The following is a 23,539-nucleotide window of genomic DNA, read 5'->3' on the forward strand; positions in this document are numbered from 1 at the left end:
ACCTACGGTAGCGTAAGTTACGCCACCGTAGGGAGTTTCTCGTGACCGTCAGCACCACAGTCAGCCAGACCGCGCTGCTCGTCGAGTTGGAGCCGGTTGTCGCACGCAACCTGGACCGCCACCTCTCGCTCGCCAAGGAGTGGTTCCCGCACGAGTACGTGCCGTGGAGCGAAGGGCGGACCTTCGACGGCCCGCTCGGCGGCGAGGCGTGGTCACCGACCGACTCCACCATCCCGGACGTGGCCCGCACCGCGCTGATCGTGAACCTGCTGACCGAGGACAACCTGCCCTCGTACCACCACGAGATCGCCACCCTGTTCGGCCGGGACGGCGCGTGGGGCACCTGGGTGCACCGGTGGACCGCCGAGGAGGGTCGGCACGGCGTCGCGATCCGCGACTACCTGACCGTCAGCCGGGCGGTCGACCCGGTGGCGTTGGAGCGGGCCCGGATGACGCACATGTCGGAGGGCTACACCAACGCCCACGGCGACGAGGTGCTGCACTCGCTGGCGTACGTGTCGTTCCAGGAGTTGGCCACCCGGATCTCGCACCGCAACACCGGCAAGGCCACCAACGACCCCGTCTGCGATGCGCTGCTGGCCCGGGTCGCCGCCGACGAGAACCTGCACATGGTCTTCTACCGCAACCTGCTCGCGGCCGCGTTCGAGCTGGCCCCGAGCCAGGCCATGCGGGCCGTCGCCGACGTGGTGGCCGACTTCCAGATGCCGGGTAGCGGCATCGAGGGCTTCGCCCGCAAGTCGGTGGCGATCGCCCTGGCCGGCATCTACGACCTGCGCCAGCACCGCGACGAGGTGCTGCAGCCGGTGCTGCGCCAGTGGGACGTCTTCAACGTGACCGGCCTCAACGCCGACGGCGAGGCCGCCCGCGAGCAGCTCGCCGCCCAGCTGGAGAACCTGGACCGCGCCGCCAGCCGCTTCGAAGAAAAGCGCGACGCAAGAGCCGCCCGCCTAGCCCTCCGCTAACCCCAACCCCAAACCCACCCCCCACCCCACCCCACCCCACCCCCACCCACCCCACCCCCCCTCTCAGGCCGTTGATCATGAAGTTATTGCCCTGACACGCCGAGGCGCGTGGCAATAACTTCATGATCGACGGAGTGGTGCGGTGGGGTGTGGGGGCAGGGGGTGCGGTGGGTTTGGGTTAGGGGAGGGGGAGGAGGAGGCAGGTGCTGGTGGCGTGGGCTATCAGGCGGGCGGCGGCATCCGTGATGCGGGCCTCGGCCAGGGCCGTGCGGCGACCGCGTTGCAGCACCGTGCCCTCGCAGCGCAGGGTTCCGCTGTCGACGGTGACCGGGCGGAGGAACTTCACGTTGAGGTCCAGCGAGGTGTAGCCGACGCCGGCGGGCAGCGTGGTGTGCACGGCGCACCCCGCGGCGGTGTCCAGCAGGGTCGAGAGCACGCCACCGTGGACGCTGCCGAGCGGGTTGTAGTGGAACTCCTGCGGGGTCAGTTCGACCACGACCCGGCCCTCGTCGGCTTCCATCCGGGCCATGTCGAGAAGGTGCATCACCGGCGGCGCGGCCAGTTCGCCGGCGATCATCGCCCGGAGCATGTCCAGGCCGCTGCGCCGACCGACCTGCGCGGCGTTGACCGACGGGTCCGCCCAGGTGAAGGTACGGCTGCGCGCTGGTTCCTGCGTCTGCGTCATGGACGCAGCCTGGCAGGAGCTTGCTGAGTCTGTCAACGAGATCTAGCCTGGTCGGATGCGACCCGCGGCTCTGGACTGGTCAGTGGAGAACTGCACCATCGCCCGGGCGATGGAGATCCTCGGTGAGCGGTGGACGCTTGTGGTTCTTCGCGAGGTGTTCACCGGCGTACGCCGCTTCGACGACATGCGGGTGCGCACCGGTATTCCGCGCCAGGTGTTGACCAACCGGCTCGCCGGCCTGGTAGAGCAGGGCGTGCTCAGCCGCGAGCCGTACCGGGAGCCCGGCAGTCGGCTGCGCCACGAGTACCGGCTGACGGAGAAGGGCCTGGATCTGTGGCCGGTGCTGGTCGCCGTCCTCGGTTGGGGCGACCGGTACCTCGCTGACGCGGAGGGCCCGCCGTTGCGCGTCACGCACCGCGACTGCGGTGCCGAGGTGCGCGCCGAACTGCGCTGCGTTGACGGGCACGACGTGGTTCGGCCACGCGACGTGATGCCCAGTCCGGGTCCCGGCGCCCGTCGGCGTACCTCTGACCCGGCGCCGCCGCGCCGCTGAGGCGGACCGCCCGTCACGCGGTGCCCGCCGCCGCGGCGCGCGGCGCACTCGCCACCGCCCAACGGCCGAAGGCATCGATGATCGTACGCGCCCAAACGTGGATCGGGTGTCATTGGGTGTGACGCTGACTGTTCACCAGTGTGTCTGAGGTGTTGCGGCCATGCGGCCGGCCAAGATCGGTGAATCCGGGCGAATCCAAACCTTGTTAATGATCTTAAGTATGTGAATACTTCAGTCTCAGCCGGCCGGTTTCCCCAGATCGGCCGGGTTGCCCTCGGGTCAGCCGCCCCCGGTAAGACCCGCTCCCCCGCCCAGGAGGTTGTTACATGCGACCCACGAGGTCCTCATTCCGTGTTGCGGCTACAGTCGCCGTTTCCGGAACCCTGGTCGTCGGCTCGCTCATCGGCGCGCCCGCCCAGGCCGCTCCCGCCGCGTCGCCCGACGCCGCCGCCGCGATCTCCGCGGAACTCGGCGACCGCTCCGCCGGCTCGTACATCGACGCCAGCGGCAAGTCCGTCGTCACGGTGACCGACGCGGCCGCCGCCAGCAAGGCGAGCAAGGCCGGCGCCGTCGTCCGCTACGTCACCCGCGGTGCCGCCGAGCTCAACCGGGCCACCGCCGACCTGGAGCGCTCCGCGAAGATCCCGGGCACCGCCTGGTGGAGCGACCCGGTCACCAACCAGGTCGTCGTCTCCGTCGACAGCACCGTCACCGGGGCCAAGCTGGAGCGGGTCAAGGCCGCCGCCGCGCGGGCCAACGGCGCGGTCCGGGTCGAGGCCGAGGCGGGTGTGCTGAGCACCCGGATCTCCGGCGGTCAGGCCATCTACGCCGGCGGCGGCGGGCGTTGCTCGCTCGGCTTCAACGTGCGCAGCGGCAGCACCTACTACTTCGTGACGGCCGGTCACTGCACCAACATCTCGGCCAACTGGTACTCGAACTCCGGCCAGACCGCGCTGATCGGCACCCGTACCGGCACCAGCTTCCCGGGCAACGACTACGGCATCGTGCGGCACAGCAACTCCGCCAACGCCGCCGGCAACGTCTACCTCTACAACGGCAGCTACCGGGACATCACCGGCGCCGGCAACGCCTCCGTCGGCCAGTCGGTGCAGCGCTCCGGCAGCACCACGGGCCTGCGCAGCGGCTCGGTGACCGCGACCAACGCCACGGTGAACTACGCCGAGGGTTCGGTCTCCGGCCTGATCCGCACCAACGTCTGCGCCGAGCCGGGCGACAGCGGCGGCTCGCTCTTCGCCGGCAGCACCGCCCTGGGCATGACCTCCGGCGGTAGCGGCAACTGCCGCACCGGTGGCACCACCTTCTTCCAGCCGGTCACCGAGGCGCTCAGCCGCTACGGCGTCAGCGTCTTCTGATCCCCGCACCGCTCGCGGGCCGCCGGAACACTCCGGCGGCCCGCGTCGCGTTGACAGGCGCCGAACCCCGCCGACGCCGGGCGACGACTCACGGCAGCTGGTCGGGTCGCCCGGGAGCCGGTCCGTCGGCCGGTCCGAGGGGATCAGGGGGTACGACGCCGATGGCCGGCAGGTCCGGGCCGACGCGTACGGTGCCGCCGGCTGACCAGGCGAGGTGCGCTCGGCGGGCGGAGAGGACCGCCAGCAGCGGCCAGAAGGAGACAGCCACCGCCGTCACCCGCTCGGCCAACCCGGTGCGGGACCCACTGGTCACCTCGAACGCGCACCAGCCGAAGAGCGCGAGCAGCACGAGCGTGGCGCTCAGCCCGACCGCCCGGCGGAACGCCCAGGGTGGCTCCGGCCGGTTGGGGGGCACGGTGTCATGGCCGCGCGGCAGCCGCAGTGCCGAGCCGGCCGGCCAGAGCACCAGGGCGAGGACGGCCACCGTCGCCGCGATGCCGTGGCTGACCGAGCCGCCGACCGGCGGGCGGGGAAAGGCGACCAGCGCGATGGTGGCCACGCCACCGATCGCGAGCAGGAAGCGGCTGGGCAGCCCGGCCGCGTGCAGGACTGCGGCGACCGAGAGGTAACAGCAGCCGAGCAGCACCAGGGCCACCACCATGATCCAGGCGTCGGTGGCGTCCTGCCCCGCCAGCTCGCTGATGGTGTCCCGGACCGGGTCGTACCCGACAGGCTGTCGGGCCTGGGCCGCCGTCCAACCGGCCACCAGCAGCACGGGTGCGGCCGCGGCCGTGGCGACGGCCCAGTTCGGTACGGCGCGCATTTCGCCACGTTAACCGGCGCGGCTGCCGGGGGAGTCGGGTTCGCCGGTCCACCCCACCAGCGAATCGTGCCGGCCTGCCGGGTGCCCGGAGGCGGGGCGGCCACCCCTGACAGAATGCGGGTGAGGACTGTTCCACGATGAGGAGTTGCCAGCCGTGATCCGTACCCACAATGCCGGAAGCCTGCGCGCCGCGGACGCCGGCTCGACGGTGACGCTCGCCGGCTGGGTGGCCCGCCGGCGCGACCACGGCGGGGTCATCTTCGTCGACCTGCGCGACGGTTCCGGTGTTGTCCAGGTGGTGTTCCGCGAGGAAGATGCGCACGCGTTGCGCAACGAGTTCTGCGTGAAGGTCGTCGGCGAGGTGACCCGCCGTCCGGCCGGCAACGAGAACCCGGACCTGCCCACCGGCGAGGTCGAGGTGACCGCCGTCGAGCTGGAGGTGCTCTCCGAGGCGGCGCCGCTGCCGCTGCCGGTGGACGACCAGATCGAGGCCGGCGACGACATCCGACTCCGGTACCGCTACCTGGACCTGCGCCGCAGTGGCCCGGCGAACGCGCTGCGGTTGCGCTCGCGCGCCAGCCACCTCGCCCGGGGTGTGCTGCACGAGCGGGACTTCCTGGAGATCGAGACGCCGACGCTGACCCGCTCGACGCCGGAGGGCGCCCGCGACTTCCTGGTGCCGGTGCGCCTGCAGCCCGGCAGTTGGTACGCGTTGCCGCAGTCGCCGCAGCTGTTCAAGCAACTGCTGATGGTCGGCGGCATGGAGCGGTACTACCAGATCGCCCGCTGCTACCGCGACGAGGACTTCCGCGCCGACCGGCAGCCGGAGTTCACCCAGCTCGACATCGAGATGTCGTTCGTCACCGAGGACGACGTGATCGACCTCGGCGAGGCGATCGTCTCGGCGCTGTGGAAGGACCTGGCCGGGCACGAGATCAGCCAGCCGATCCCGCGGATCACCTGGCACGACGCGATGGCCCGGTACGGCTCGGACAAGCCGGACCTGCGCTACGGCGTCGAGCTGACCGAGCTGACCGACTACCTGCGCGGCACCGAGTTCCGGGTCTTCGCCGGGGCGATCGACGCGGGCGGCTACGTCGGCGCGGTGGTGATGCCGGGCGGCGCGGCGCAGAGCCGCAAGGAGCTGGACGGCTGGCAGGACTGGGCGAAGGCGCGTGGCGCGCGCGGCCTGGCGTACGTGGTGCTGGACGCCGAGACCGGCGAGGCGCGCGGCCCGGTGGCGAAGAACCTCTCCGCCGAGCACCTGGGTGGGCTCGCCGACGCGGTCGGCGCCAAGCCGGGTGACGCGGTCTTCTTCGCCGCGAGCGCCACCACCCGGGAGGCGCAGGAGCTGCTCGGGGCGGCCCGGGTCGAGATCGCCAAGCGGTCCGGTCTGATCGACGAGAGCGCCTGGGCGTTCTGCTGGGTGGTCGACGCGCCGATGTTCGAGCGCACGGACGAGGGCGGTTGGACCGCCGTGCACCACCCGTTCACCTCGCCGAACGCCGAGTGGGTCGACCGGTTCGAGGAGGCTCCGGACCGGGCCCTGGCGTACGCGTACGACATCGTCTGCAACGGCAACGAGATCGGCGGTGGGTCGATCCGTATCCACCGGGGTGACGTGCAGAAGCGGGTGTTCGACCTGCTCGGCATCACTCCCGAGGAGGCGCAGGACAAGTTCGGGTTCCTGCTGGAGGCGTTCAAGTACGGCGCCCCGCCGCACGGCGGTATCGCCTTCGGCTGGGACCGGGTCTGCATGCTGCTCGCCGGCGCGGACTCGATCCGTGAGGTCATCGCGTTCCCGAAGACCCGGGGTGGCTTCGACCCGCTGACCAGCGCCCCGACCCCGATCACCGCCCAGCAGCGCACCGAGGCCGGCATCGACGCCAAGCCCAAGCCGGCAGCGACGGCCCACACCGGCACCGCCGGCCCGGCAGCCCCGGTAGCCGACCCGGTCTGAGGCACCCCCGCCCGCACTTCCCTTGGTTGATCAAGAGGTTTGCGTCATCATCGCCCGGCGAGATGACGCAAACCTCTTGATCGTCAGTGGGGGAGTGGGCTCAGGTGCGGATGCTTGTTGTCGGGGGTAGTGGGTTTCTGGGGCGGGACGTTTGTCGGCGGGGCGTTGGCGCCGGGTTGGCGGTCGTCGGGACGTTTCACTCCGGTTCGATAGGCGTGCCGGGGGTGCAGGCGCGGCGGCTGGACGTGACCGATCGGGCCGCCGTGCGTGCGCTGGTCGCCGAGGTGCGGCCGGACGCCGTGGTCGGAACCCCCTATCGGTACGGGGACTGGGCGGTCACCGCCGACGGGGCCGCGAACGTGGCGGTCGCCGCCGCCGAGGTGGGCGCCCGGCTGGTGCACGTGTCCAGCGACGCGCTGCACGCCGGACGACCCGTGCCGTACGCCGACGACGAACCGCCCACACCGGTGCACGCGTACGGTGCCGCGAAGGCCGCGGCCGAGACCGCCGTGCGGGCGATCGACCCCGGTGCGGCCCTGGTGCGCACCTCCCTGATCGTGGGGGAGGGCAGCAAGCAGATCCAGCTCTGCCGGGACGCGCTCGCCGGCCAGGCCACCCTGTTCAGCGACGAACTGCGCTGCCCGATCGACGTCACCGACCTGGCCGACGCCGTGCTGGAGTTGGTCGCCTCGTCGTACGCGGGTCTGCTCAACGTGGCCGGCCCGGACGCGGTCAGCCGGGCCGAGCTGGGACTGCTGGTCGCCGAGCGGTACGGCCTGGATCCGGCCGGGCTGAAGACCACCACCAGCGCGGCCACCGGCCTGATCCGCCCCCTGGACGTACGCCTCGACTCCGCGCGCGCCGCCGGCCTGCTGCGGACGCGACTGCGTGGAGTACGCGAAGTCCTCGCCGGCTGACCGTGCACACTTTCTATGCACAACACTTGTGCATAGAAAGTGTGCAGAGATAGTGTGCAGACATGGCGAACGACGAAGACGCTCCGCGGGCGGCACTACGTGAGGTCCGCATCGACAAGCGGCAGGTCCGGGTCCTGGCGCACCCGCTACGAATGCGGCTGGTTGGCGCCCTGCGTGTGAAGGGGCCCGCCACCGCCACCACCCTCGCCGAACTACTCGGCACCAACACCGGCGCGACCAGCTACCACCTGCGCCAACTCGCCGAGGTCGGGCTCGTCGTCGAGGATCACGACCGGGGCAGCGGGCGGCAACGGTGGTGGCGGGCGGCGCACGATGTCACCAACTGGGAGCCGAGCGACTTCGACGACGACCCCGACGCACGGGCCGCGATCGAGTGGATCCAGGGCGACCAGGTGCGTCTCCTCGTCGAGACGGCCGAGCGCTGGTTCGCCACCCAGCACGAGTGGTCACCCGCCTGGCGGGACGGCTTCGGCATGGGCGACATCTTCATGACCATCCCGCCCGACCGGCTGGAGGAACTCAAGGCGGAGGTGTGGCAGGTGCTGGAGCGCTACCACCGCGAGGTCGAGCCCGCCGCCACCGACCCGGAGGCCCGTCCGGTGCAGGTCTTCCTGGCCGCCTATCCGCTGCGCGAGGGCCTCCAGTGAGCGCGAGGAGTGAGCCGGTGTTGCGAGCCCCGCAGTCGCGAACGAGAGGTGGCCCAGTGAGCGCGAGGAGTGAGCCGGTGTTGCGAGCCCCGCAGTCGCGAACGAGAGGTGGCCCAGTGAGCGCGAGGAGTGAGCCGGTGTTGCGAGCCCCGCAGTCGCGAACGAGAGGTGGCCCAGTGAGCGCGAGGAGTGAGCCGGTGTTGCGAGCCCCGCAGTCGCGAACGGAGATGTCGTCGTGAGCGCGCTGACCGTACGCCAGGTGCGACTTCGTTACCTCACGCTCTACGGCCTGCGTTGGCTGCCCACCGGCCTGATGATCCCGGTGATGATCCTGCTGATGCAGGAGCGGGGCCTGTCGCTGCCGCAGATCGGCCTGGTCGGCACCGCGCAGGGGCTGCTGGTGCTGGCGCTGGAGTTGCCCACCGCCGGGGTCGCCGACGCCATCGGCCGTCGACCCGTGCTGCTCGCCGCCGGGGTGCTCAACCTCGCGTCGCTGGCGTTGTTCGCGGTGGCCGACTCGTTCTGGCTGTTCTTCGTGGTCTGGGCGCTGCAGGGGGTCTACCGGGCGCTGGACAGCGGCCCGTTGGAGTCCTGGTACGTCGACGCCACCCTGGCCGTCGACCCAAAGGCCGAGTACGAGCGCGGCCTCGGGCACGCCGGCACCGTCGTCGGTGGCGCGATCGGTGCTGGCGCGTTGCTCAGTGGCGGTCTGATCGCGCTCGGCCCGATCGGGCCGGTCAGCGCGCTCACGGTGCCCGTGCTGGCCGCCATCGTCGCGCAGGCGGCGGCGCTGGTCGCGCTGGCCGTGCTGTTGGTCGAGCAGCGGTCGGCGACGGGGTTCGCGGCCGTGCGGGCCTCGGCCGCCCAGGCGCCCCGGATGATCGGCGAGGCGGTCGGGTTGCTGCGCCGGTCCCGGGTGTTGCTGGCCCTGGTCGCGGTGGAGCTGTTCTGGGGCTTCGGCATGGTCACCTTCGAGTCACTGCTGCCGGTACGGCTCGCCGAGGTGATCGGCGACCCGGAACGCGCCGCCGCGCTACTCGGGCCGGCGAACTCGGCCGCCTGGCTCGCCTCGGCCGCCGGCGCGGCACTGACCCCGCTGCTGCTGCGCTGGTTCGGCGCTGCTCCGGGCGCGGCGCTGCTGCGCATCCTGCAGGGCGTGACGGTGGTCGGGATGGGGTTGTTCGCCGGGCCGGTCGGCGTGCTGGTGGCCTACCTGGCCTGTTACGCCGTGCACGGCGCGTCCAATCCGCTGCACAGTGGGCTGCTGCACCGGCAGGTCGACGGCCCGTACCGGACCAGCGTGCTCTCGCTGAACTCGATGATGGGTCAGCCGGCCGGTGCGCTCGGCGGGGTGGCGCTGACCGCGCTCGCCGCCGCCACCAGCGTCAGCACCGCGATGGTTGTCGGCGCGGTGGTGCTGGCCGTCGCGGCTCCGCTCTACCTGCCCGCCTGGCTGGCCGGCCGTCGGGCCGCCCCGGTCGTCGAGCCGACCGCCGTCCCGGTACCCGTCGCCGACCGTTAGGACGGGCCCCTCGCCTGGCCGGACGACAGGCCGGTCAGGCGAGGCGGATCGAGCTGAGCGGGAGGGTGAAGGTGTAGCCGAGCCGACGGTACAGGCGGGCCGCACCGACATTGTGGGTGTAGACGCCGAGCCCCACGGTGTCGTGGCGAGCCAGCAGTGCCCGGGTCATCCCCGCGGTCAGGGACGCGCCCAGCCCTCGACCCCGTTGGTCGGGGGCGACGGTCAGGCCGGCGATGAAGCCGATGTCACCCTGGCTGCGGTCCGCGCCGCAGGCGACCAACCGGTCGCCGATCCGGATGCCGTACCAGTCCACCACCCGTGGGTCGCCCGGGCGGGCGGTGCTGCTGGGGAACGACTCCTCGACCAGCGCAGCCAGCGCCGGCTGGTCGGCGGCGGTGAGGCGTACCACCGGCTGCTCGTCCGGCTGCGCCGGCGGTCGTGTGTCCGTCCAGTGGAAGTCCCAGTCGCTGTGCTCGGCCACTGCCAGCCGGTCGACCAGCAGGCCGTGATCGTGCCGGGGAAGGTGCAGCCGGTGCCCCGACCGCAGCACCCCGTCGGCGGCGAGCGCGACACAGATCTCCAGCGCCGGCTCGGCCGGGCCGATCGCGCAGCCGGCCGGCCCGTGTTCGGGCGGGACCAGCCACAGCACGGCGCCGTCGCGCTGATAGCCGCGCACCGGCGGGCGTCCACCCAGCGCGTGCCGGGCGAACGGGTGGTGGCCGACGGCGGCCAGAATGGCGCTCCGGTCCTGGAGCACCTGCTCGTCGATGATCATGCTGCCAGCCTAGGGCCTGTTCCAGCGCCCGCGTCGGGCCGTCGCGGCGCGGGCACATCCACCATGGAGATTGGCGAGCCGACCGATTGGGTACATCACGCGCCGACCTACTGGGAACCCCCACCGGAGGACCGACATGCTCGCCATTCTCGCGGCCATCGTCTTTGGCTTTGCCCTGCTGCTCGACCTGCTCGACACCAACTTCGGAGCGCCGGACCTGTTCAACTGGAACACCCTCGTGCTCATCGGGCTGCTCCTGCTCTCGCTCTACCTGGCCGGCGTGGGCAGCGGCCCGCGCGGCGGTGGCGGCGGCCGCTGGTACCGGGGTCGGCGCCCCGGCCGTGGCTGACCGGAACCGATCACCGGTGGCGGGCCTGCGGCGCGATTCCGGCGTCGTGGGCCCGGCCCGGTACTGTCTTCGTGATGGAGTCCGACGCCCTCTTCTCCCTCGGTGAACCCGCCGGGTCGCGCAGCGCGCCCGACGGTCCCGCCGGTGTCGACGGCTTCACCGCGGTGGCCGACGATTCGCCCCTGCCCGTCCGGATGCGCCCCGTGACCCTCGACGAGTTGGTCGGGCAGGAGCACCTGCTCGCTCCCGGCGCACCCCTGCGGCAACTGGTCTCCGGCGGGGCGCCGATGTCGGTGATCCTCTGGGGCCCGCCGGGTAGCGGCAAGACGACCATCGCGCACCTGGTGGCCGGGGCGACCGACCGCCGCTTCGTCGCCATGTCGGCGCTCTCCGCCGGGGTGAAGGACGTTCGGGCGGTGATCGAGGCGGCTCGCCGCCAACGCCGTTCCGGGGGCCCGCAGACCGTGCTCTTCATCGACGAGGTGCACCGGTTCAGCAAGACCCAACAGGATTCGCTGCTCGCCGCCGTCGAGGACCGTACTGTCACCCTGCTGGCAGCGACCACCGAAAACCCGTACTTCTCGGTCATCTCGCCGCTGCTGTCGCGGTGCGTGCTGCTCACCCTGCAACCGTTGGACGACGAGGCGGTGCGGGGTCTGCTGCGCCGCGCGGTCGCCGACAAGCGTGGCCTGGACGGCGCACTGGCCCTGACCACCGAGGCCGAGGACCACCTGGTCCGGCTGGCCGCCGGTGACGTCCGCAAGGCACTCACCGCGCTGGAGGCGGCGGCGGCCTCCGCCGCGGCCCTGGGCGGCGGGCGGATCGACCTCGCCACCGCCGAACAGGCGGTCGACGTGGCGGCGGTGCGCTACGACCGCGACGGCGACGCCCACTACGACGTGGTCAGCGCCTTCATCAAGAGCATGCGCGGCTCGGACGTGGACGCGGCGGTGCACTGGCTGGCCCGCATGCTGGTTGCCGGTGAGGACGCCCGGTTCATCGCCCGTCGTCTGGTCATCTTCGCCAGCGAGGACGTGGGCATGGCCGACCCGACCGCGCTGAGCGTCGCGACCGCCGCCGCGCACGCGGTCGAGTACGTGGGGTTGCCCGAAGCGCAGCTCAACCTCGCCCAGGCGGTGATCCACCTGGCTACCGCACCCAAGTCGAACTCGGCCACCACCGCCATCGGCGCCGCGATCGCCGACGTGCGGGCCGGTCGCGGTGGCCCGGTGCCCCGGGGGCTCCGCGACGCGCACTACGCCGGCGCGCGCGGGTTGGGCCACGGGACCGGCTACCGCTACCCGCATGACGACCAGCGCGGCGTGGTCACCCAGCAGTACGTCCCGGACGACCTGGTGGGTACCGACTACTACCAGCCCAGCCCGCACGGCGCGGAGCGGTCGGTGGCCGGCCGGCTGCCGCTGCTGCGCCGGATCGTGCGCGGTCTGCCGGCCCCGGCCGCCCGCCCGGAGACGCCGACATCCAAGCCGTCCGTAACGGCGCAGACCGCGCCAGCGCTATCCCCGGGGGCCGCCCGTCCGACGGCGGGCCCGGGTGCCCCCGGCATGATGCAGGACAGCGGCACCGACGCCGCAGGAGAGGGTCAACAGTGAGATCGCGTGGTGGGGACCGCCCGGACGAGGGCCCGGACGAGCGGCGCGATCCCCGTGCCAAGACCCGTCGTTGGGGTCGCGGACGGGCGGCTGAGCCCGAGCCGGAGGAGCCGGTCGCCGGCGAGGAGTTCGGCTGGATCGACGACCTGCGCTCGGCCAAGCAGCAACGCGGCGAGCTGGGCCCGGACGGCGCACCGGCGGAGCCGAACCGACCCCGCGGGGGCCTGCCGCCGGCAGACCCGGCCGGGCCGCCGGTACAGGTCACCCCGCGTACGCCGGCAGAGCCGGCCGGTGCGCGCGGGCCGGAGCCCTCGGCGCCGCCGACCCCGCGACAGGGTGAACCGGGCGCCGCCGCCCGTCGGCCGGTCGACGGCCCCTGGCCGGGGGAGACGCCGCCGGCGGGCCGCCGCCCGGATGACCGGCCACCCGCCGCGGTCCCCGGCGTACCCGGCCAGCCGCCGCGCCGTGGCGTGCAGCCGGTGCCCGGCGCCCGTGCTGCCGTACCGCCGCCGCCGCCCACCGCTCGCCCGGGCGGGGGTGACCCGGTCGGCCCACAGGGGCCTCGCCCGGCACCCGACGCGCCCGGTGGCCCGGCTCGCTCTCGCGGTGCAGCGGCCCCTCCCGGCGCACCCGGGGGCCCACCGACCTCAGGCGCCCCGGCCGGTCGTCGTCCGGACGTCGCTGTTCCGCCGGGCCGTCACCAGGACGCCGCCGGACCCGGCGGGCATCCCGACGCGATGCCGCCACTGCGCCGTCCGGACGCTGGCCCGCCGAGCCGCCGAACCGACCCGGAGCAGCCGGTTCAGCCCGGTCGTGCCCGGCCGCCCGCCGACGGAATGCCCGCCGGTCGACGCGCCGCCGGGACGACACCGGACCCGGCACGGGCCACCGGAGCACCCACCGCCCCCGGGCCGACCCGCGTCGACGGCGGGCCGGCTGGCCCGGTGCCGCCGAGCGCGCACGGCCCGCGGCCAAACCCCGCCATCGATCGTGGCCCGCGTACCGCCCGGCGTCGTCCGGGCCCAGGCGACCCCGGAGCCCCCGAGTCCACCGAGCGGCGCGACACCGAGCGTCCCCGTCCGGCAGCCGGCGGGCGTCGCCGCGCCGCGGAACCCGACGAGCCGGTGGTGCCCCGCTCGGGCAACGCGCCACCCGTGCCCGGCTCGGGCAACGCAGCATCCGTGCCCGGCTCGGGCAACGCAGCATCCGTGCCCGGCTCGGGCGGCGCGGCATCCGTGCCCGGCTCCGGCAGTGCCGCACCCGTGCCTGAGGTGACCGGTGCGCACAGTGGCGCCCTGCCCACCGTCGGCCCCGCCGTCGGCACCGGTCGCCGTCGGGTCGTCTCCGACGAACCGGAACGCCGCACGCCACCCGGTGGCGAACCTCGGGCGGAGCGGCCGGACCGCCCGGAGCGGCCCGCGGACTGGCTCCGCCAGGCCGGTCGCCTGCCACACACCGACCCTGGCCTACCCCTGGTCAACCGCCGAGACGGCAGCCCGCCGGCCGGTGGTCGCCGTCCGACGTCGCCCACCGGGCCGGGAGACCTTGCCGACCAGGCATCCGGTCGGCTCGCCGTGCCGGACCCGGCCGCGGAGCGCGCCGCCGCCCGCCGGCCTGCCGGCCCGCCGGTCGACCCGGGCGCGGAAGCACCGGCCGGCCGTCGCGCCGTCCGACCGGACGCGCTGGGATCCACCGGAGAGCAGGCGGCGCCCTATCCGCCGACCGCCGGTGAACGGCCCGCCCGTGGGCGGGGCGGCGCGACGGCATCCACTCCGGACCCCACCGCCCGGCGTGGCCGTGCCGCGGGGCCCGGACCGGACGCACCGCCCACCCCGGACCCGACCGGGCGACGACGTCGTCCACCGGCCGAGCCCGTCCCCGACGGTACGGCCGGCCCCGGTCGACCCGGGCCCGTCAGCGACACCGGCGACGGCCCCTACGGCGGCGGGCGACCCGCCCCCGGTGCCGGTCCTGCGGCTCGGGGCGCCGCCCGCTCCGCCCCACCCGGCCGGGCGAGGCCCATCCCCGGCGACGCGCCGGCACCCGGCAACGGACGCCGTGGCGCTGACGGCCCACCGCGCCCCGGCCCGGGCGTCGCGCCGGCACCCCGGGACGCGACCCGTCCGGATGGTCCGGCCCGTGCGGCGGTGCCGCCGGGTGTGGACGGTCCGCCACGTGCACGTCCCGACGGTCCGGCTCGCGCCGCCGTCCGCCCGCCCGGCGCGCAGCCGCCCACCGACGACCGGACGACCGGTGAACCGGGGCCGACCCGTCCTGCCGCGCCGGTCGGCCGACCCGCGCCGGCCGACCGTGCCGCCGGACGTGCCCTGCCCCCGCATCGGGAGCCGGGTCGTGCCGAGCCGAGCGGTGTCGCGCCCGTGCCGCCGCCCGGACGCGCCGGTGAGCCCGTCGGTGTGGCCCGGGCCGCGGCCGTGGTGCCCTCCGCGTCCGGCCCGGTCGACCGGCCGGCACCGGAGCCCGCCGACGGACCGGCGCTGCGCTCGGCCGGCCAGGACCTGCCGGACGACGACGCCGCACCGGGCGCCCGCTCCGAGGAGCGCCGGCAGACCCGGGAACGACGCCGCCTGCGCGCGGCGGTGTTGGCGCTGGTCAGCATCGTGCTGCTCGGCGCGGTGCCGGTCTTCTTCGGCATCCGGACGCTGAGCCGTGACCCGGTCTTCGACAACCTGGACCAGCTCGGCGTGCCCGGCTGGGCCGCCGCGAAGACGGTCGACGACGTCAGCGGGAGCCGGTGGTGCCTGCTCGACTGCCGGTTGCGGGAGCGGACCGTGACCTCGGAGAAGGCGCCCAAGGAGACGGCGCAGGCCTACGAGGACGCGCTGCGTCAGGACGGGTGGCGGCCGTGGAAGGTGAGCCGCTGCCCGGAGCAGCAGACGAAGGGCAGCTACACCTGCTGGCGTCGCGACGAGCTGACCCTCGACCTGTGGGTACGCGAGCCGACCTGTGTGCCGCCGCCGGTGGACGGCGAGCCGGCAGTCGTCCCGTCCGGCGACCCGTCGGCCGCTGCGACCGAGTGCACCGGCTCGTTGGTGTCGGTGAAGGTGCGTAATGCGATCGACGACGAGCGGACCAGGCCGCAGCCGACCACCGACCCCTCACTGACCGGTGAGGATCCGTTCCCGACGGTCAGTGCGGATCCGCTGGGTGAGCTGACACCCTCACCGTCCTGAGCCGGTTTCCATCACGGACGGTAGGGTCTGGGGCTGGCGGCACGCCCGCTACCGGTGAACGTCGACGGCTCGACGGGCTTGACGGCCGGCGCGGGTGCCATGGTTGTGCGTTCCGGGGACGTCGGGTCCTGCGGAACTCTGCTTGAGGAGGACAGGCATGGGCGACATTGGAGCGATCGCGGCGCTGATCGCGGCATCCGCGTTCGCGGTGCTGGTGCTCATCCTGACGCTGCCCATCCTGCGGCTGCGGCACACGGTTGACGCCACCACCCGCATGATCAACGACTTGAACGATCGGACCGCGCCGCTGCTCGGTGACGTGAACACCACGGTGAAGAACGTCAACACCGCGCTGGAGCAGGTGCAGACCTCGCTCGACGGTGTGAACCTCCAGCTGGCGAAGGTCGACACCATGACCAGCCACGCGCAGAACGTCACCGCCAACGTCGCCAACCTGGCCACCGTCGTCTCCGCCGCGGCGGCCAACCCGTTGGTCAAGGTGGCCGCGTTCGGCTACGGCGTGCGTAAGGCCGCCGCCGGCCGCCGGCACGCCGAGACCGAGCGCGAGGTACGCGACACCATCAAGCAGCAGCGACGGGCCGCGCGACGCGGCAACAGCTGACCGGCCGGGACCAGGAGGTAGCGGGACATGAGGCGCTTGTTCTGGCTCGGCATCGGGGTGGCCGTCGGTGTGGTCGTGGTGCGCAAGGCCACCCGGACCGCGCAGGCGTACACGCCGGCGGGCATTGCCAGCTCGCTGACGGAATCCGCTGGCGGTCTCATTGAATCGCTGCGTAGTTTCGTGGAGGACGTCCGGGTCGGGATGGCCGAACGCGAGCAGGAGATCCACCACGCGTTCGCCCAGGGCGAGGCGTTCGACGATAAGTTCGCCGACCTGCGGGAAGACCCGCGAATCGGCGATCGAGAAATCTTTCCGGAGGAACACCAGCGATGAAGACGGCGGAGATCAAGCGGCGGTACCTCGCGCATTTCGAGGCGAATGGCCACACCGTGGTGCCGTCCGCTCCGCTGCCCGCCATCAGCGACCCGAACCTGCTGTTCGTCAACGCCGGCATGGTGCAGTTCGTCCCGTACTTCCTGGGTCAGCAGACTCCGGCGTACCAGCGGGCGGTCAGCGTGCAGAAGTGCATCCGCACCCCGGACATCGACGAGGTCGGCAAGACCAGCCGGCACGGCACGTTCTTCCAGATGAACGGCAACTTCTCCTTCGGTGACTACTTCAAGGCCGGGGCGATTCCCCTGGCGTGGGAGTTGTCCACGAAGCCGATCGCCGAGGGGGGTTACGGGCTGGATCCGGAGCGGATCTGGCCGACGATCTACCTCGACGACGACGAGGCGTACGAGATCTGGCGGTCGGTGGGGGTGCCCGCCGAGCGGATCGTTCGCCGGGGCAAGGCGGACAACTTCTGGTCGATGGGCATCCCCGGGCCGTGCGGCCCGTCGTCGGAGCTCTTCTACGACCGGGGCCCGGAGTACGGCCGTGAGGGTGGCCCGGCGGTCGACGAGGACCGCTACATGGAGTACTGGAACCTCGTCTTCATGCAGTTCGAGCGGGGCCCGGGCACCACCAAGGAGGACTACCCGATCCTTGGTGACCTGCCGGCGAAGAACATCGACACCGGCATGGGCCTGGAGCGGATGGCCTCGATCCTGCAGGGTGTCGACAACCTGTACGAGATCGACGAGGTCCGGCCGATCCTCGCCCGGGCGGCGGAGCTGACCGGTAAGCGGTACGGCGCGCACTCCGGGCACGTGGCCAGTGAGTCACACCCGGACGACGTCCGGCTGCGGGTGATCGCCGATCACGTGCGCACGGCGTTGATGCTGATCGGCGACGGCGTGACCCCGTCGAACGAGGGTCGCGGGTACGTGCTGCGCCGGATCATGCGTCGGGCGATCCGGTCGATCCGGTTGCTCGGTTGGCAGGAGAGGGCGCTGCCGGAGCTGCTGCCGGTGGCCCGGGACTGCATGTCCCCGTCGTACCCGGAGCTGGCGACCGACTTCGACCGGATCGCGGACTACGCGTACGCGGAGGAGGAGGCGTTCCTGTCGACCCTGCGGGCCGGCACCACGATCCTGGACACCGCGATCGCGGAAACCCGCATGGCGGGCGGTTTGGCGTTGTCCGGGGCGAAGGCGTTCCAGTTGCACGACACGTACGGCTTCCCGATCGATCTGACCCTGGAGATCGCCGCGGAGCAGGGCCTGAAGGTCGACGACGAGGGTTTCCGGCGGCTGATGGCCGACCAGCGGACCAGGGCGAAGGCCGACGCGCAGGCCCGCAAGACCGGTCACGTCGACCTGTCCGCCTACCGCTCGGTGCTCGACGCGGGTGGGCCGGTGACGTTCACCGGCTACAGCGAGGTGTCCCGCGAGTCGACGGTGCGGGCGCTGCTCGGCGTCGACGGCCCCCGCCAGGCGGCGACCGAGGGCGACACCATCGAGCTGGTGCTGGACACCACCCCGTTCTACGCCGAGGGCGGTGGCCAGCAGCCCGACCAGGGCATGATCACGGTTGGTGGCGGGCAGGTCGAGGTGCTCGACGTGCAGCAGCCGGTGCCCGGCCTGATCGTGCACCGCGCCCGGGTGATCCGGGGTGAGGTCCGCGCCGGTGAGGCCGGCTTCGCCGAGATCGACACGACCCGGCGTCGGGCGATCTCCCGGTCGCACACCGCCACGCACCTGGTGCACCAGACGATGCGCAACTTCCTCGGCGAGTCGGCCACGCAGGCCGGGTCGCTGAATGCCCCCGGTCGTCTCCGGTTCGACTTCAACACCCCGACCGGGGTGTCGCCGAGCGTTCTGCGTGACGTGGAGCAGCAGGTCAACGAGGTGCTCCTGGCCGACCTGGAGGTGCACGCCTTCATCACCTCGTTGGAGGAGGCGCGGCGGATCGGCGCGATGGCGCTCTTCGGCGAGAAGTACGGCGAGGAGGTGCGGGTCGTCGAGGTGGGTGACTACGCCCGGGAGTTGTGCGGCGGCACGCACGTGGCCCGCTCGGCCCAGCTCGGCCTCGTGAAGATCCTCTCCGAGTCGTCGATCGGCTCCGGTGTCCGCCGGGTCGAGGCGCTGGTCGGCATGGACGCCTTCGGCTTCCTGGCCAAGGAGCACCTGCTGGTCTCCCGGCTGGCCGAGCTGTACCGGGTGCCCAACGATCAGGTCGCCGACCGGGTGGAGCAGACAGTCACCCAGCTGCGGGACGCCGAGAAGGAGTTGGAGAAGCTGCGCGCCCAGCTGGTGCTGGGTGGCGCGGCGGCGCTCGCGGCGCAGGCCAAGGACGTGCGCGGGGTCGCGTACGTGGGCACCGAGGCGCCGGAGGGCGCGGCCGGCAACGACGTGCGCACCCTGGCCCAGGAGATCCGCGGCAAGATCGACCCGGCGCGGCCGGCGGTCGTCGCGGTGGCGGCGCGGTCGAACGGCAAGGCGTCCCTGGTGGTCGCGGTCAACGCGGCGGCGCGCAGCCGGGGCCTGGCCGCGTCGGATCTGGTGAAGGCGGCGTTCTCCGGGCGCGGGGGTGGCAGCCCCGACCTGGCCCAGGGCGGCGGCCTGCCCGCGGCCGAGGCGCCGAACCTGCTGCTCACCGTTGAGAAGGCGATCACTGAAGCGTGATAGACCATCACTGTCGGTCAGGGCGGGCCATGTGGCCCGCCCTGGTTCGTACCCGGCCGTTGGTGACAGCCGGTGTCTGAGTTGACGCGTGGTGTGCGCATCGGCGTGGATGTCGGTCAGGTGCGGGTGGGTGTCTCCCGCTCGGATCCGGACGGGATCCTGGCGACGCCGCTGGTCACCCTGGCCCGCGATCTCACGGCGGCGCCGGACGCGGTGCCCAGTGATCTCGCCGAGCTGGCCGCGTTGGTGGCCGAGCACGAGGCCGTCGGCGTCGTCGTCGGTCTTCCGGTCAATCTCGCCGGCAAGCACGGCCCTGCGGCTGTCCATGTGAAGGCGTACGCTGACCGACTGGTCGATGTGATAGCGCCTGTGCCGGTAACGCTCACTGACGAGAGGATGTCGACGGTGGTCGCCTCTCGTAGGCTTGCCGAGCGTGGCGTCCGAGGTAAACGTCAACGTGCGGTTGTCGATCAGGCGGCCGCGGTGGAGATCCTGCAGAGCTGGCTGGACGCGCAGCGGAGGCGGACGTAATGATCGACGATCTGGATCTTGGGTTCGACGAGCCGGAGCGGGGGGAGAAGGGCCGGCACCGGCGCGGCTTCCGCAAGCGCAAGAGCGGGTCCGGCGGCGGCCGGGGCAAGACATTCCTGGCGCTGCTGATGGCCCTGCTCCTGTTGGGCACCATCGGTGGCGGCGCGTTCTACGGCTTCGACCGCATCCAGAACTACTTCGTCACCCCCGACTACGACGGCGGCGGGACGGGCGAGGTCACCGTCGAGATCAAGAACGGCGCGCTGCTCGCCGACATGGCCGACGCCCTCGTGGCGGCCGACGTGGTGAAGAGCCAGAAGGCCTTCATCGAGGCGGCCGACGCCAACTCGCGCAGCAAGAACATCCAGCCGGGCACGTACAAGCTGCGCAAGCAGATGAGCGGCGCGAACGCCGTGACCGCGATGCTCGACCTGAAGAACAAGATCGTCAACGGGCTGACCATCCCCGAAGGCCGCACCAGCTTCAACATCTACAAGTTGCTCTCCGAAAAGACCAAGATCCCGGTCAAGGACTTCCAAGCCGCCGCGAAGGACCCGGAAGGGCTCGGCGTTCCGGACTGGTGGTTCAAGCGCGACGACGGCAAGAAGTCCGTCAAGTCCATCGAGGGCTTCCTCTTCCCGGACACCTACGAGATCCCGCCGAAGGCCACCGCGGAGAGCATCCTCAAACTGATGGTGAACCGCTTCCTCTCGGTCACCGGGGAGATGAAGTTCGCCGACCAGGTGCAGGAGAAACGAAAGGTCAGCCCGTACGAGGCGCTGATCGTGGCCTCACTGGCCCAGGCGGAGGCGGGCAACAAGGACGACCTGGGCAAGGTCGCCCGGGTGGCCTACAACCGGGCGTACGGCGAGTTTCCCTGCAACTGCCTCGAGATGGACGTCACGGTCAACTACTACCTGGAGTCGATCGGCAAGCCGACCAAGACCTCCGGGCAGATGACGGCGGCCGAGCTGGACGACGAGAAGAACCCGTACAACCGCAAGCTGCGCGGCATGATCCCCACCCCGATCAACAACCCCGGCAAGGAAGCCCTGGACGGGGCGATGAACACGCCGCCGGGCAAGTGGCTCTATTTCGTGGCGATCGACAAGCAGGGCCACTCGGCCTTCGCCGAGAACTACGAGCAGCAGTTGCGCAACGAGGACAGGGCGAGGGCGGCCGGGGTCATCAAATAGTGAGCAGGGCTGATGGCTTCCTTCCTGGTGGCGACCGTATGGGGGAGTGATGTCGACAGTGACCGGGCCGCCGGCCTCGACCGGCGGTGATCGTGCCGACCCGTAGGGCCGCCGTGCTGGGCAAGCCGATCGCGCACTCGCTCTCCCCGGTGATCCACACTGCTGGCTACGTCGCCGCCGGGCTGACCGGGTGGTCGTACACCCGGATCGAGTGCGCGGCGGCGGAGCTGCCGGATCTGGTCGCCGGCCTGGGCCCGGAGTGGGCCGGGTTGTCGGTGACCATGCCGGGCAAGGAGGCGGCGCTCGCCGTGGCCGACGCCGCGTCGCCGGTCGCCACCGCCGTCGGTGCGGCCAACACGCTGGTACGCCGCCCGGACGGCTCCTGGTACGCGGACAACACCGACGTCGCCGGAATGGTGCAGGTGCTCACCGACGCCGGCGTGACCGCCGGTGCCGCCGTGACGGTGCTCGGTGCCGGCGGGACAGCGCGCGCCGCGCTCGCAGCCGCCGCGCAACTGGCCTGTTCGTCGGTCACGGTGGTGGCCCGTCGGCCGGAGGCCGTCGAGGAGCTGCGTCCGGTGGGGGACGCGCTGGGTGTCGTGCTGACGCCCGCCCGATGGGTCGATGCGCCCGGGCGGTTCTCCACCGCCGACGTGGTCGTCTCCACGGTGCCGAAGGGGGTCGGCGACCCGTTGGCCACCGCGGTGGCCTGGCGGCCGGGCGCGGTGTTCTTCGATGCGCTCTACGACCCGTGGCCGACACCGTTGGCGACCGCCGCCGACGCGGCCGGCTGCCGGATCGTCTCCGGTCTGGATCTGCTGCTGGCCCAGGCGGTCGGGCAGTTCGAGCAGTTCACCGGGGTGCCCGCGCCGAGGGCGGCGATGGCCGCCGCGTTGGCAGCGGCTCGCGCCGGCTGAAGCAGCCGCACCTTAGCTGACGGTTAAGACGCGCTTACGGAAAACTGTCCTACCCCCGACATGCCCTGGTCATCGATACGCTGCTCACCGTTATGGACGCAGACACAGGGAGTTTCCTTGACCAGGCACGGACTGCACCGCATCACCCGGTTCCGTTCCGGACCCCGGCGTAAGGCGATTGCCATCGGCGTGGTCGGTGGTTCGGTGGTGGCCGGCATCGTGGCGACCATGATGCCGCTGCTGGCCAGCGACGACCTGTCGATCCGGGCGACGGCCGACACCACCGCGACCACGGTGTCGCAGGACGGTGACAACGCGGCCAAGACGACCCTCGCGACCTGCGCGACGCGCTGCGACGGCAACCCGCGTGGTGGCCGTGAGGCGGTCATCGAGTTCGCGGTGACCACGCTGCCGGCCGCCGCGGTCAACATCCGGGCGACGCTGCGAGTGCACGCCTGGGAGCAGTTCGCCGCCACGGTGACGGCGCACGCCTCGCCGCTGAGCGCCCGCGAGTCGCGGCCTCCCCTGACGCCGGCCGGTGCCGCCCTGGACAGCGTCACAAGCGTGTCCAAGGGCGTCAACGAATGGGATGTCTCCACGTTGGTCACCGGCAACGGCACCTGGACGGTCTCCCTGGCGCAGAGCGGCCTGGAGAGCCGGATCTACTGGGCGTCGGTCGAGAACCGCAACGTGGACCTGCGGCCCAGCCTGGTGATCAGCTACGACCTCGGGGCCCGACCGTCGCCGGTGACGACCACCCGGCCGGCGCCGCCGCCGTCGCCGAGCGCGTCGCCGACCACCGCCGCGCCGAAGCCGTCACCCACCATCGCACCGACCCGGACGGCGTCGCCGAGCGCCACCGGCACCCTTCCGGCCGGCAAGTGTGGGTCCGTCTCGGACAAGCTCGTCCCGTCCTGTGGCGCCTGGTGGGGCATGTACTCACCCGCCGGGGCGGCCGGCGGCTGGGACCACGGCAAGGCCGTCGCGGACGTGGAGGCGCAGGTCGGGCGCAAGTTCGACATCGTGCACCGCTACCACGACTTCTCCAACTCCGGCAGCAACGGCGCCTTCCCCGACGTGTACGAACAGCAGCAGATGCGCGAGGGCCGTCTGATGTTCTTCGCCTGGGAGTCCCGTGACTTCTCCGCCGGCACCACCCTCAAGTGGTCCGATGTGTACGGCGGCAAGCAGGACGCGACGATCGACGCGGTCGCTGGTCGGATCCGGGCCGCTGGCGTGCCGGTGTTCATCGGCTTCGACCACGAGCCGGAGGACGAGCCGAACAAGGGAAGCGACGCCGACTTCGTGCGCGCCTGGCGCTACGTCCACGAGCGGTTCGCCAGCGCGGGCGCGACCAACGCGGTCTGGGTCTGGACGATGATGGGCTGGTCCGGGCATTACTCCCGGTACGCCGGCCTGTACCCCGGTGACCGGTACGTGGACTGGGTGGCCTACGACCCGTACAACTTCCACGTCTGCAACGGCAGCACGGTGTGGAAGAGCCCGAGCACGACGGTCGGGGGCTTCTACCGGTGGTTGGACGACAACGGCATCGGCGCAGGTAAGCCCCGGATGCTCGCCGAGTTCGGCACCAACTTCAACTCCGCCGACCTGGGCGCCAAGCAGCGCTGGTTCCAGGATTTCCCGGCGGCGCTGAAGGCCCACCCGAAGATCAAGGCGGCCATCTACTTCAACTCGGCCGGCATGACCAGCCGCACGTCGACCTGCGACATGACGATGAACCACGATGCCTCGGCAGTCGCCGGCTTCGCCAAGGCCGGGCAGGACGCTTACCTGCGGCAACCCACGGGAGGCAGCCGCTGACGGTCGAAACGCACTGACAGCACGGCGGT

The 23,539-nt window shown here is 72.2% G+C and carries 20 protein-coding genes; 17 read left to right on the forward strand and 3 right to left on the reverse strand.

Features of this window, described 5'->3' with window-relative positions:
• Positions 1-41 precede the first annotated feature (41 nt).
• The gene (locus tag V6U86_RS23570) at positions 42-983 is read left to right on the forward strand and encodes an acyl-ACP desaturase (protein WP_334506546.1); all 942 of its coding nucleotides are present in this window, start codon (positions 42-44) and stop codon (positions 981-983) included.
• Positions 984-1,161: 178 nt separating this feature from the next.
• On the opposite strand, the gene V6U86_RS23575 is transcribed toward V6U86_RS23570, so the two are convergent.
• A complete protein-coding gene (locus V6U86_RS23575) occupies positions 1,162-1,668 on the reverse strand; it encodes a PaaI family thioesterase (protein WP_334506548.1) in 507 nt (168 codons plus the stop codon).
• Between the two features lie 55 nt (positions 1,669-1,723).
• Here V6U86_RS23575 and V6U86_RS23580 point away from each other — a divergent pair, with 55 nt between their 5' ends.
• Both V6U86_RS23580 and V6U86_RS23585 read left to right on the forward strand, forming a co-directional pair.
• Positions 1,724-2,221 (forward strand): winged helix-turn-helix transcriptional regulator, encoded by a 498-nt coding sequence (locus V6U86_RS23580; protein ID WP_334506550.1) that lies wholly within the window; start codon positions 1,724-1,726, stop codon positions 2,219-2,221.
• Positions 2,222-2,547: 326 nt separating this feature from the next.
• Complete coding sequence (locus tag V6U86_RS23585; protein WP_334506552.1) at positions 2,548-3,594, forward strand: S1 family peptidase; 1,047 nt, start codon at positions 2,548-2,550, stop codon at positions 3,592-3,594.
• An 88-nt stretch (positions 3,595-3,682) separates the two neighbouring features.
• Here the strand turns inward: V6U86_RS23585 and V6U86_RS23590 are convergent, their stop codons facing one another.
• Entirely contained in the window at positions 3,683-4,417 is a 735-nt protein-coding gene (locus V6U86_RS23590) for a DUF998 domain-containing protein (RefSeq protein WP_334506554.1), read from the reverse strand.
• 154 nt (positions 4,418-4,571) lie between these two features.
• On the opposite strand from V6U86_RS23590, the gene aspS reads away from it, so the two are divergent.
• From aspS to V6U86_RS23610, 4 genes are all read left to right on the forward strand, one after another.
• The gene (gene aspS, locus V6U86_RS23595; RefSeq protein ID WP_334506556.1) at positions 4,572-6,377 is read left to right on the forward strand and encodes an aspartate--tRNA ligase; all 1,806 of its coding nucleotides are present in this window, start codon (positions 4,572-4,574) and stop codon (positions 6,375-6,377) included.
• Between the two features lie 104 nt (positions 6,378-6,481).
• The gene (locus V6U86_RS23600) at positions 6,482-7,294 is read left to right on the forward strand and encodes a sugar nucleotide-binding protein (RefSeq protein ID WP_334506558.1); all 813 of its coding nucleotides are present in this window, start codon (positions 6,482-6,484) and stop codon (positions 7,292-7,294) included.
• A 62-nt stretch (positions 7,295-7,356) separates the two neighbouring features.
• Positions 7,357-7,962: an ArsR/SmtB family transcription factor gene (locus V6U86_RS23605; protein WP_334506560.1), complete on the forward strand. Its 606-nt coding sequence runs from the start codon at positions 7,357-7,359 to the stop codon at positions 7,960-7,962.
• A 235-nt stretch (positions 7,963-8,197) separates the two neighbouring features.
• The gene (locus tag V6U86_RS23610; RefSeq protein WP_442934997.1) at positions 8,198-9,484 is read left to right on the forward strand and encodes an MFS transporter; all 1,287 of its coding nucleotides are present in this window, start codon (positions 8,198-8,200) and stop codon (positions 9,482-9,484) included.
• Positions 9,485-9,518: 34 nt separating this feature from the next.
• Here the strand turns inward: V6U86_RS23610 and V6U86_RS23615 are convergent, their stop codons facing one another.
• Positions 9,519-10,259 carry a GNAT family N-acetyltransferase gene (locus V6U86_RS23615; protein ID WP_334506563.1) on the reverse strand — a complete coding sequence of 247 codons (741 nt, stop codon included), beginning with the start codon at positions 10,257-10,259 and terminating at the stop codon, positions 9,519-9,521.
• A gap of 136 nt (positions 10,260-10,395) precedes the next feature.
• On the opposite strand from V6U86_RS23615, the gene V6U86_RS23620 reads away from it, so the two are divergent.
• From V6U86_RS23620 to V6U86_RS23665, 10 genes are all read left to right on the forward strand, one after another.
• Positions 10,396-10,608, forward strand: coding sequence for a hypothetical protein (locus V6U86_RS23620; RefSeq protein WP_334506565.1), 213 nt, complete (start codon positions 10,396-10,398; stop codon positions 10,606-10,608).
• Positions 10,609-10,682: 74 nt separating this feature from the next.
• Positions 10,683-12,221, forward strand: coding sequence for a replication-associated recombination protein A (locus V6U86_RS23625; RefSeq protein WP_334506567.1), 1,539 nt, complete (start codon positions 10,683-10,685; stop codon positions 12,219-12,221).
• Positions 12,222-14,716: 2,495 nt separating this feature from the next.
• A complete protein-coding gene (locus V6U86_RS23630) occupies positions 14,717-15,412 on the forward strand; it encodes a hypothetical protein (RefSeq protein ID WP_442935000.1) in 696 nt (231 codons plus the stop codon).
• 157 nt (positions 15,413-15,569) lie between these two features.
• Entirely contained in the window at positions 15,570-16,034 is a 465-nt protein-coding gene (locus V6U86_RS23635) for a DUF948 domain-containing protein (RefSeq protein ID WP_112677951.1), read from the forward strand.
• Between the two features lie 27 nt (positions 16,035-16,061).
• The gene (locus tag V6U86_RS23640; protein ID WP_334506572.1) at positions 16,062-16,367 is read left to right on the forward strand and encodes a hypothetical protein; all 306 of its coding nucleotides are present in this window, start codon (positions 16,062-16,064) and stop codon (positions 16,365-16,367) included.
• Positions 16,364-19,042, forward strand: a complete 2,679-nt coding sequence (alaS, locus tag V6U86_RS23645; RefSeq protein ID WP_334506574.1) for an alanine--tRNA ligase — start codon at positions 16,364-16,366, stop codon at positions 19,040-19,042. Before V6U86_RS23640 ends, alaS begins: the two co-directional genes overlap by 4 nt.
• Before the next feature lie 72 nt (positions 19,043-19,114).
• The gene (gene ruvX, locus V6U86_RS23650) at positions 19,115-19,573 is read left to right on the forward strand and encodes a Holliday junction resolvase RuvX (protein ID WP_334506576.1); all 459 of its coding nucleotides are present in this window, start codon (positions 19,115-19,117) and stop codon (positions 19,571-19,573) included.
• Positions 19,573-20,769 carry an endolytic transglycosylase MltG gene (gene mltG, locus V6U86_RS23655; protein ID WP_334506578.1) on the forward strand — a complete coding sequence of 399 codons (1,197 nt, stop codon included), beginning with the start codon at positions 19,573-19,575 and terminating at the stop codon, positions 20,767-20,769. Before ruvX ends, mltG begins: the two co-directional genes overlap by 1 nt.
• Before the next feature lie 89 nt (positions 20,770-20,858).
• Positions 20,859-21,686 (forward strand): shikimate dehydrogenase, encoded by an 828-nt coding sequence (locus V6U86_RS23660; protein WP_334506694.1) that lies wholly within the window; start codon positions 20,859-20,861, stop codon positions 21,684-21,686.
• Positions 21,687-21,803: 117 nt separating this feature from the next.
• Positions 21,804-23,510, forward strand: a complete 1,707-nt coding sequence (locus V6U86_RS23665; protein ID WP_334506580.1) for a glycoside hydrolase — start codon at positions 21,804-21,806, stop codon at positions 23,508-23,510.
• Positions 23,511-23,539 lie beyond the last annotated feature (29 nt).

It is taken from the genome of Micromonospora sp. CPCC 205558, assembly GCF_036902955.1.
Classification (GTDB): domain Bacteria; phylum Actinomycetota; class Actinomycetes; order Mycobacteriales; family Micromonosporaceae; genus Micromonospora.

Coding starts and splice junctions, on each gene's coding strand:
- V6U86_RS23585 (WP_334506552.1), top strand. CDS start 2,548: ATGCGACCCACGAGGTCCTCATTCCGTGTTGCGGCTACAGTCGCCGTT.
- alaS (WP_334506574.1), top strand. CDS start 16,364: ATGAAGACGGCGGAGATCAAGCGGCGGTACCTCGCGCATTTCGAGGCG.
- V6U86_RS23625 (WP_334506567.1), top strand. CDS start 10,683: ATGGAGTCCGACGCCCTCTTCTCCCTCGGTGAACCCGCCGGGTCGCGC.
- V6U86_RS23575 (WP_334506548.1), bottom strand. CDS start 1,668: ATGACGCAGACGCAGGAACCAGCGCGCAGCCGTACCTTCACCTGGGCG.
- V6U86_RS23590 (WP_334506554.1), bottom strand. CDS start 4,417: ATGCGCGCCGTACCGAACTGGGCCGTCGCCACGGCCGCGGCCGCACCC.
- V6U86_RS23635 (WP_112677951.1), top strand. CDS start 15,570: ATGGGCGACATTGGAGCGATCGCGGCGCTGATCGCGGCATCCGCGTTC.
- V6U86_RS23605 (WP_334506560.1), top strand. CDS start 7,357: ATGGCGAACGACGAAGACGCTCCGCGGGCGGCACTACGTGAGGTCCGC.
- V6U86_RS23620 (WP_334506565.1), top strand. CDS start 10,396: ATGCTCGCCATTCTCGCGGCCATCGTCTTTGGCTTTGCCCTGCTGCTC.
- V6U86_RS23580 (WP_334506550.1), top strand. CDS start 1,724: ATGCGACCCGCGGCTCTGGACTGGTCAGTGGAGAACTGCACCATCGCC.
- mltG (WP_334506578.1), top strand. CDS start 19,573: ATGATCGACGATCTGGATCTTGGGTTCGACGAGCCGGAGCGGGGGGAG.
- V6U86_RS23640 (WP_334506572.1), top strand. CDS start 16,062: ATGAGGCGCTTGTTCTGGCTCGGCATCGGGGTGGCCGTCGGTGTGGTC.
- V6U86_RS23615 (WP_334506563.1), bottom strand. CDS start 10,259: ATGATCATCGACGAGCAGGTGCTCCAGGACCGGAGCGCCATTCTGGCC.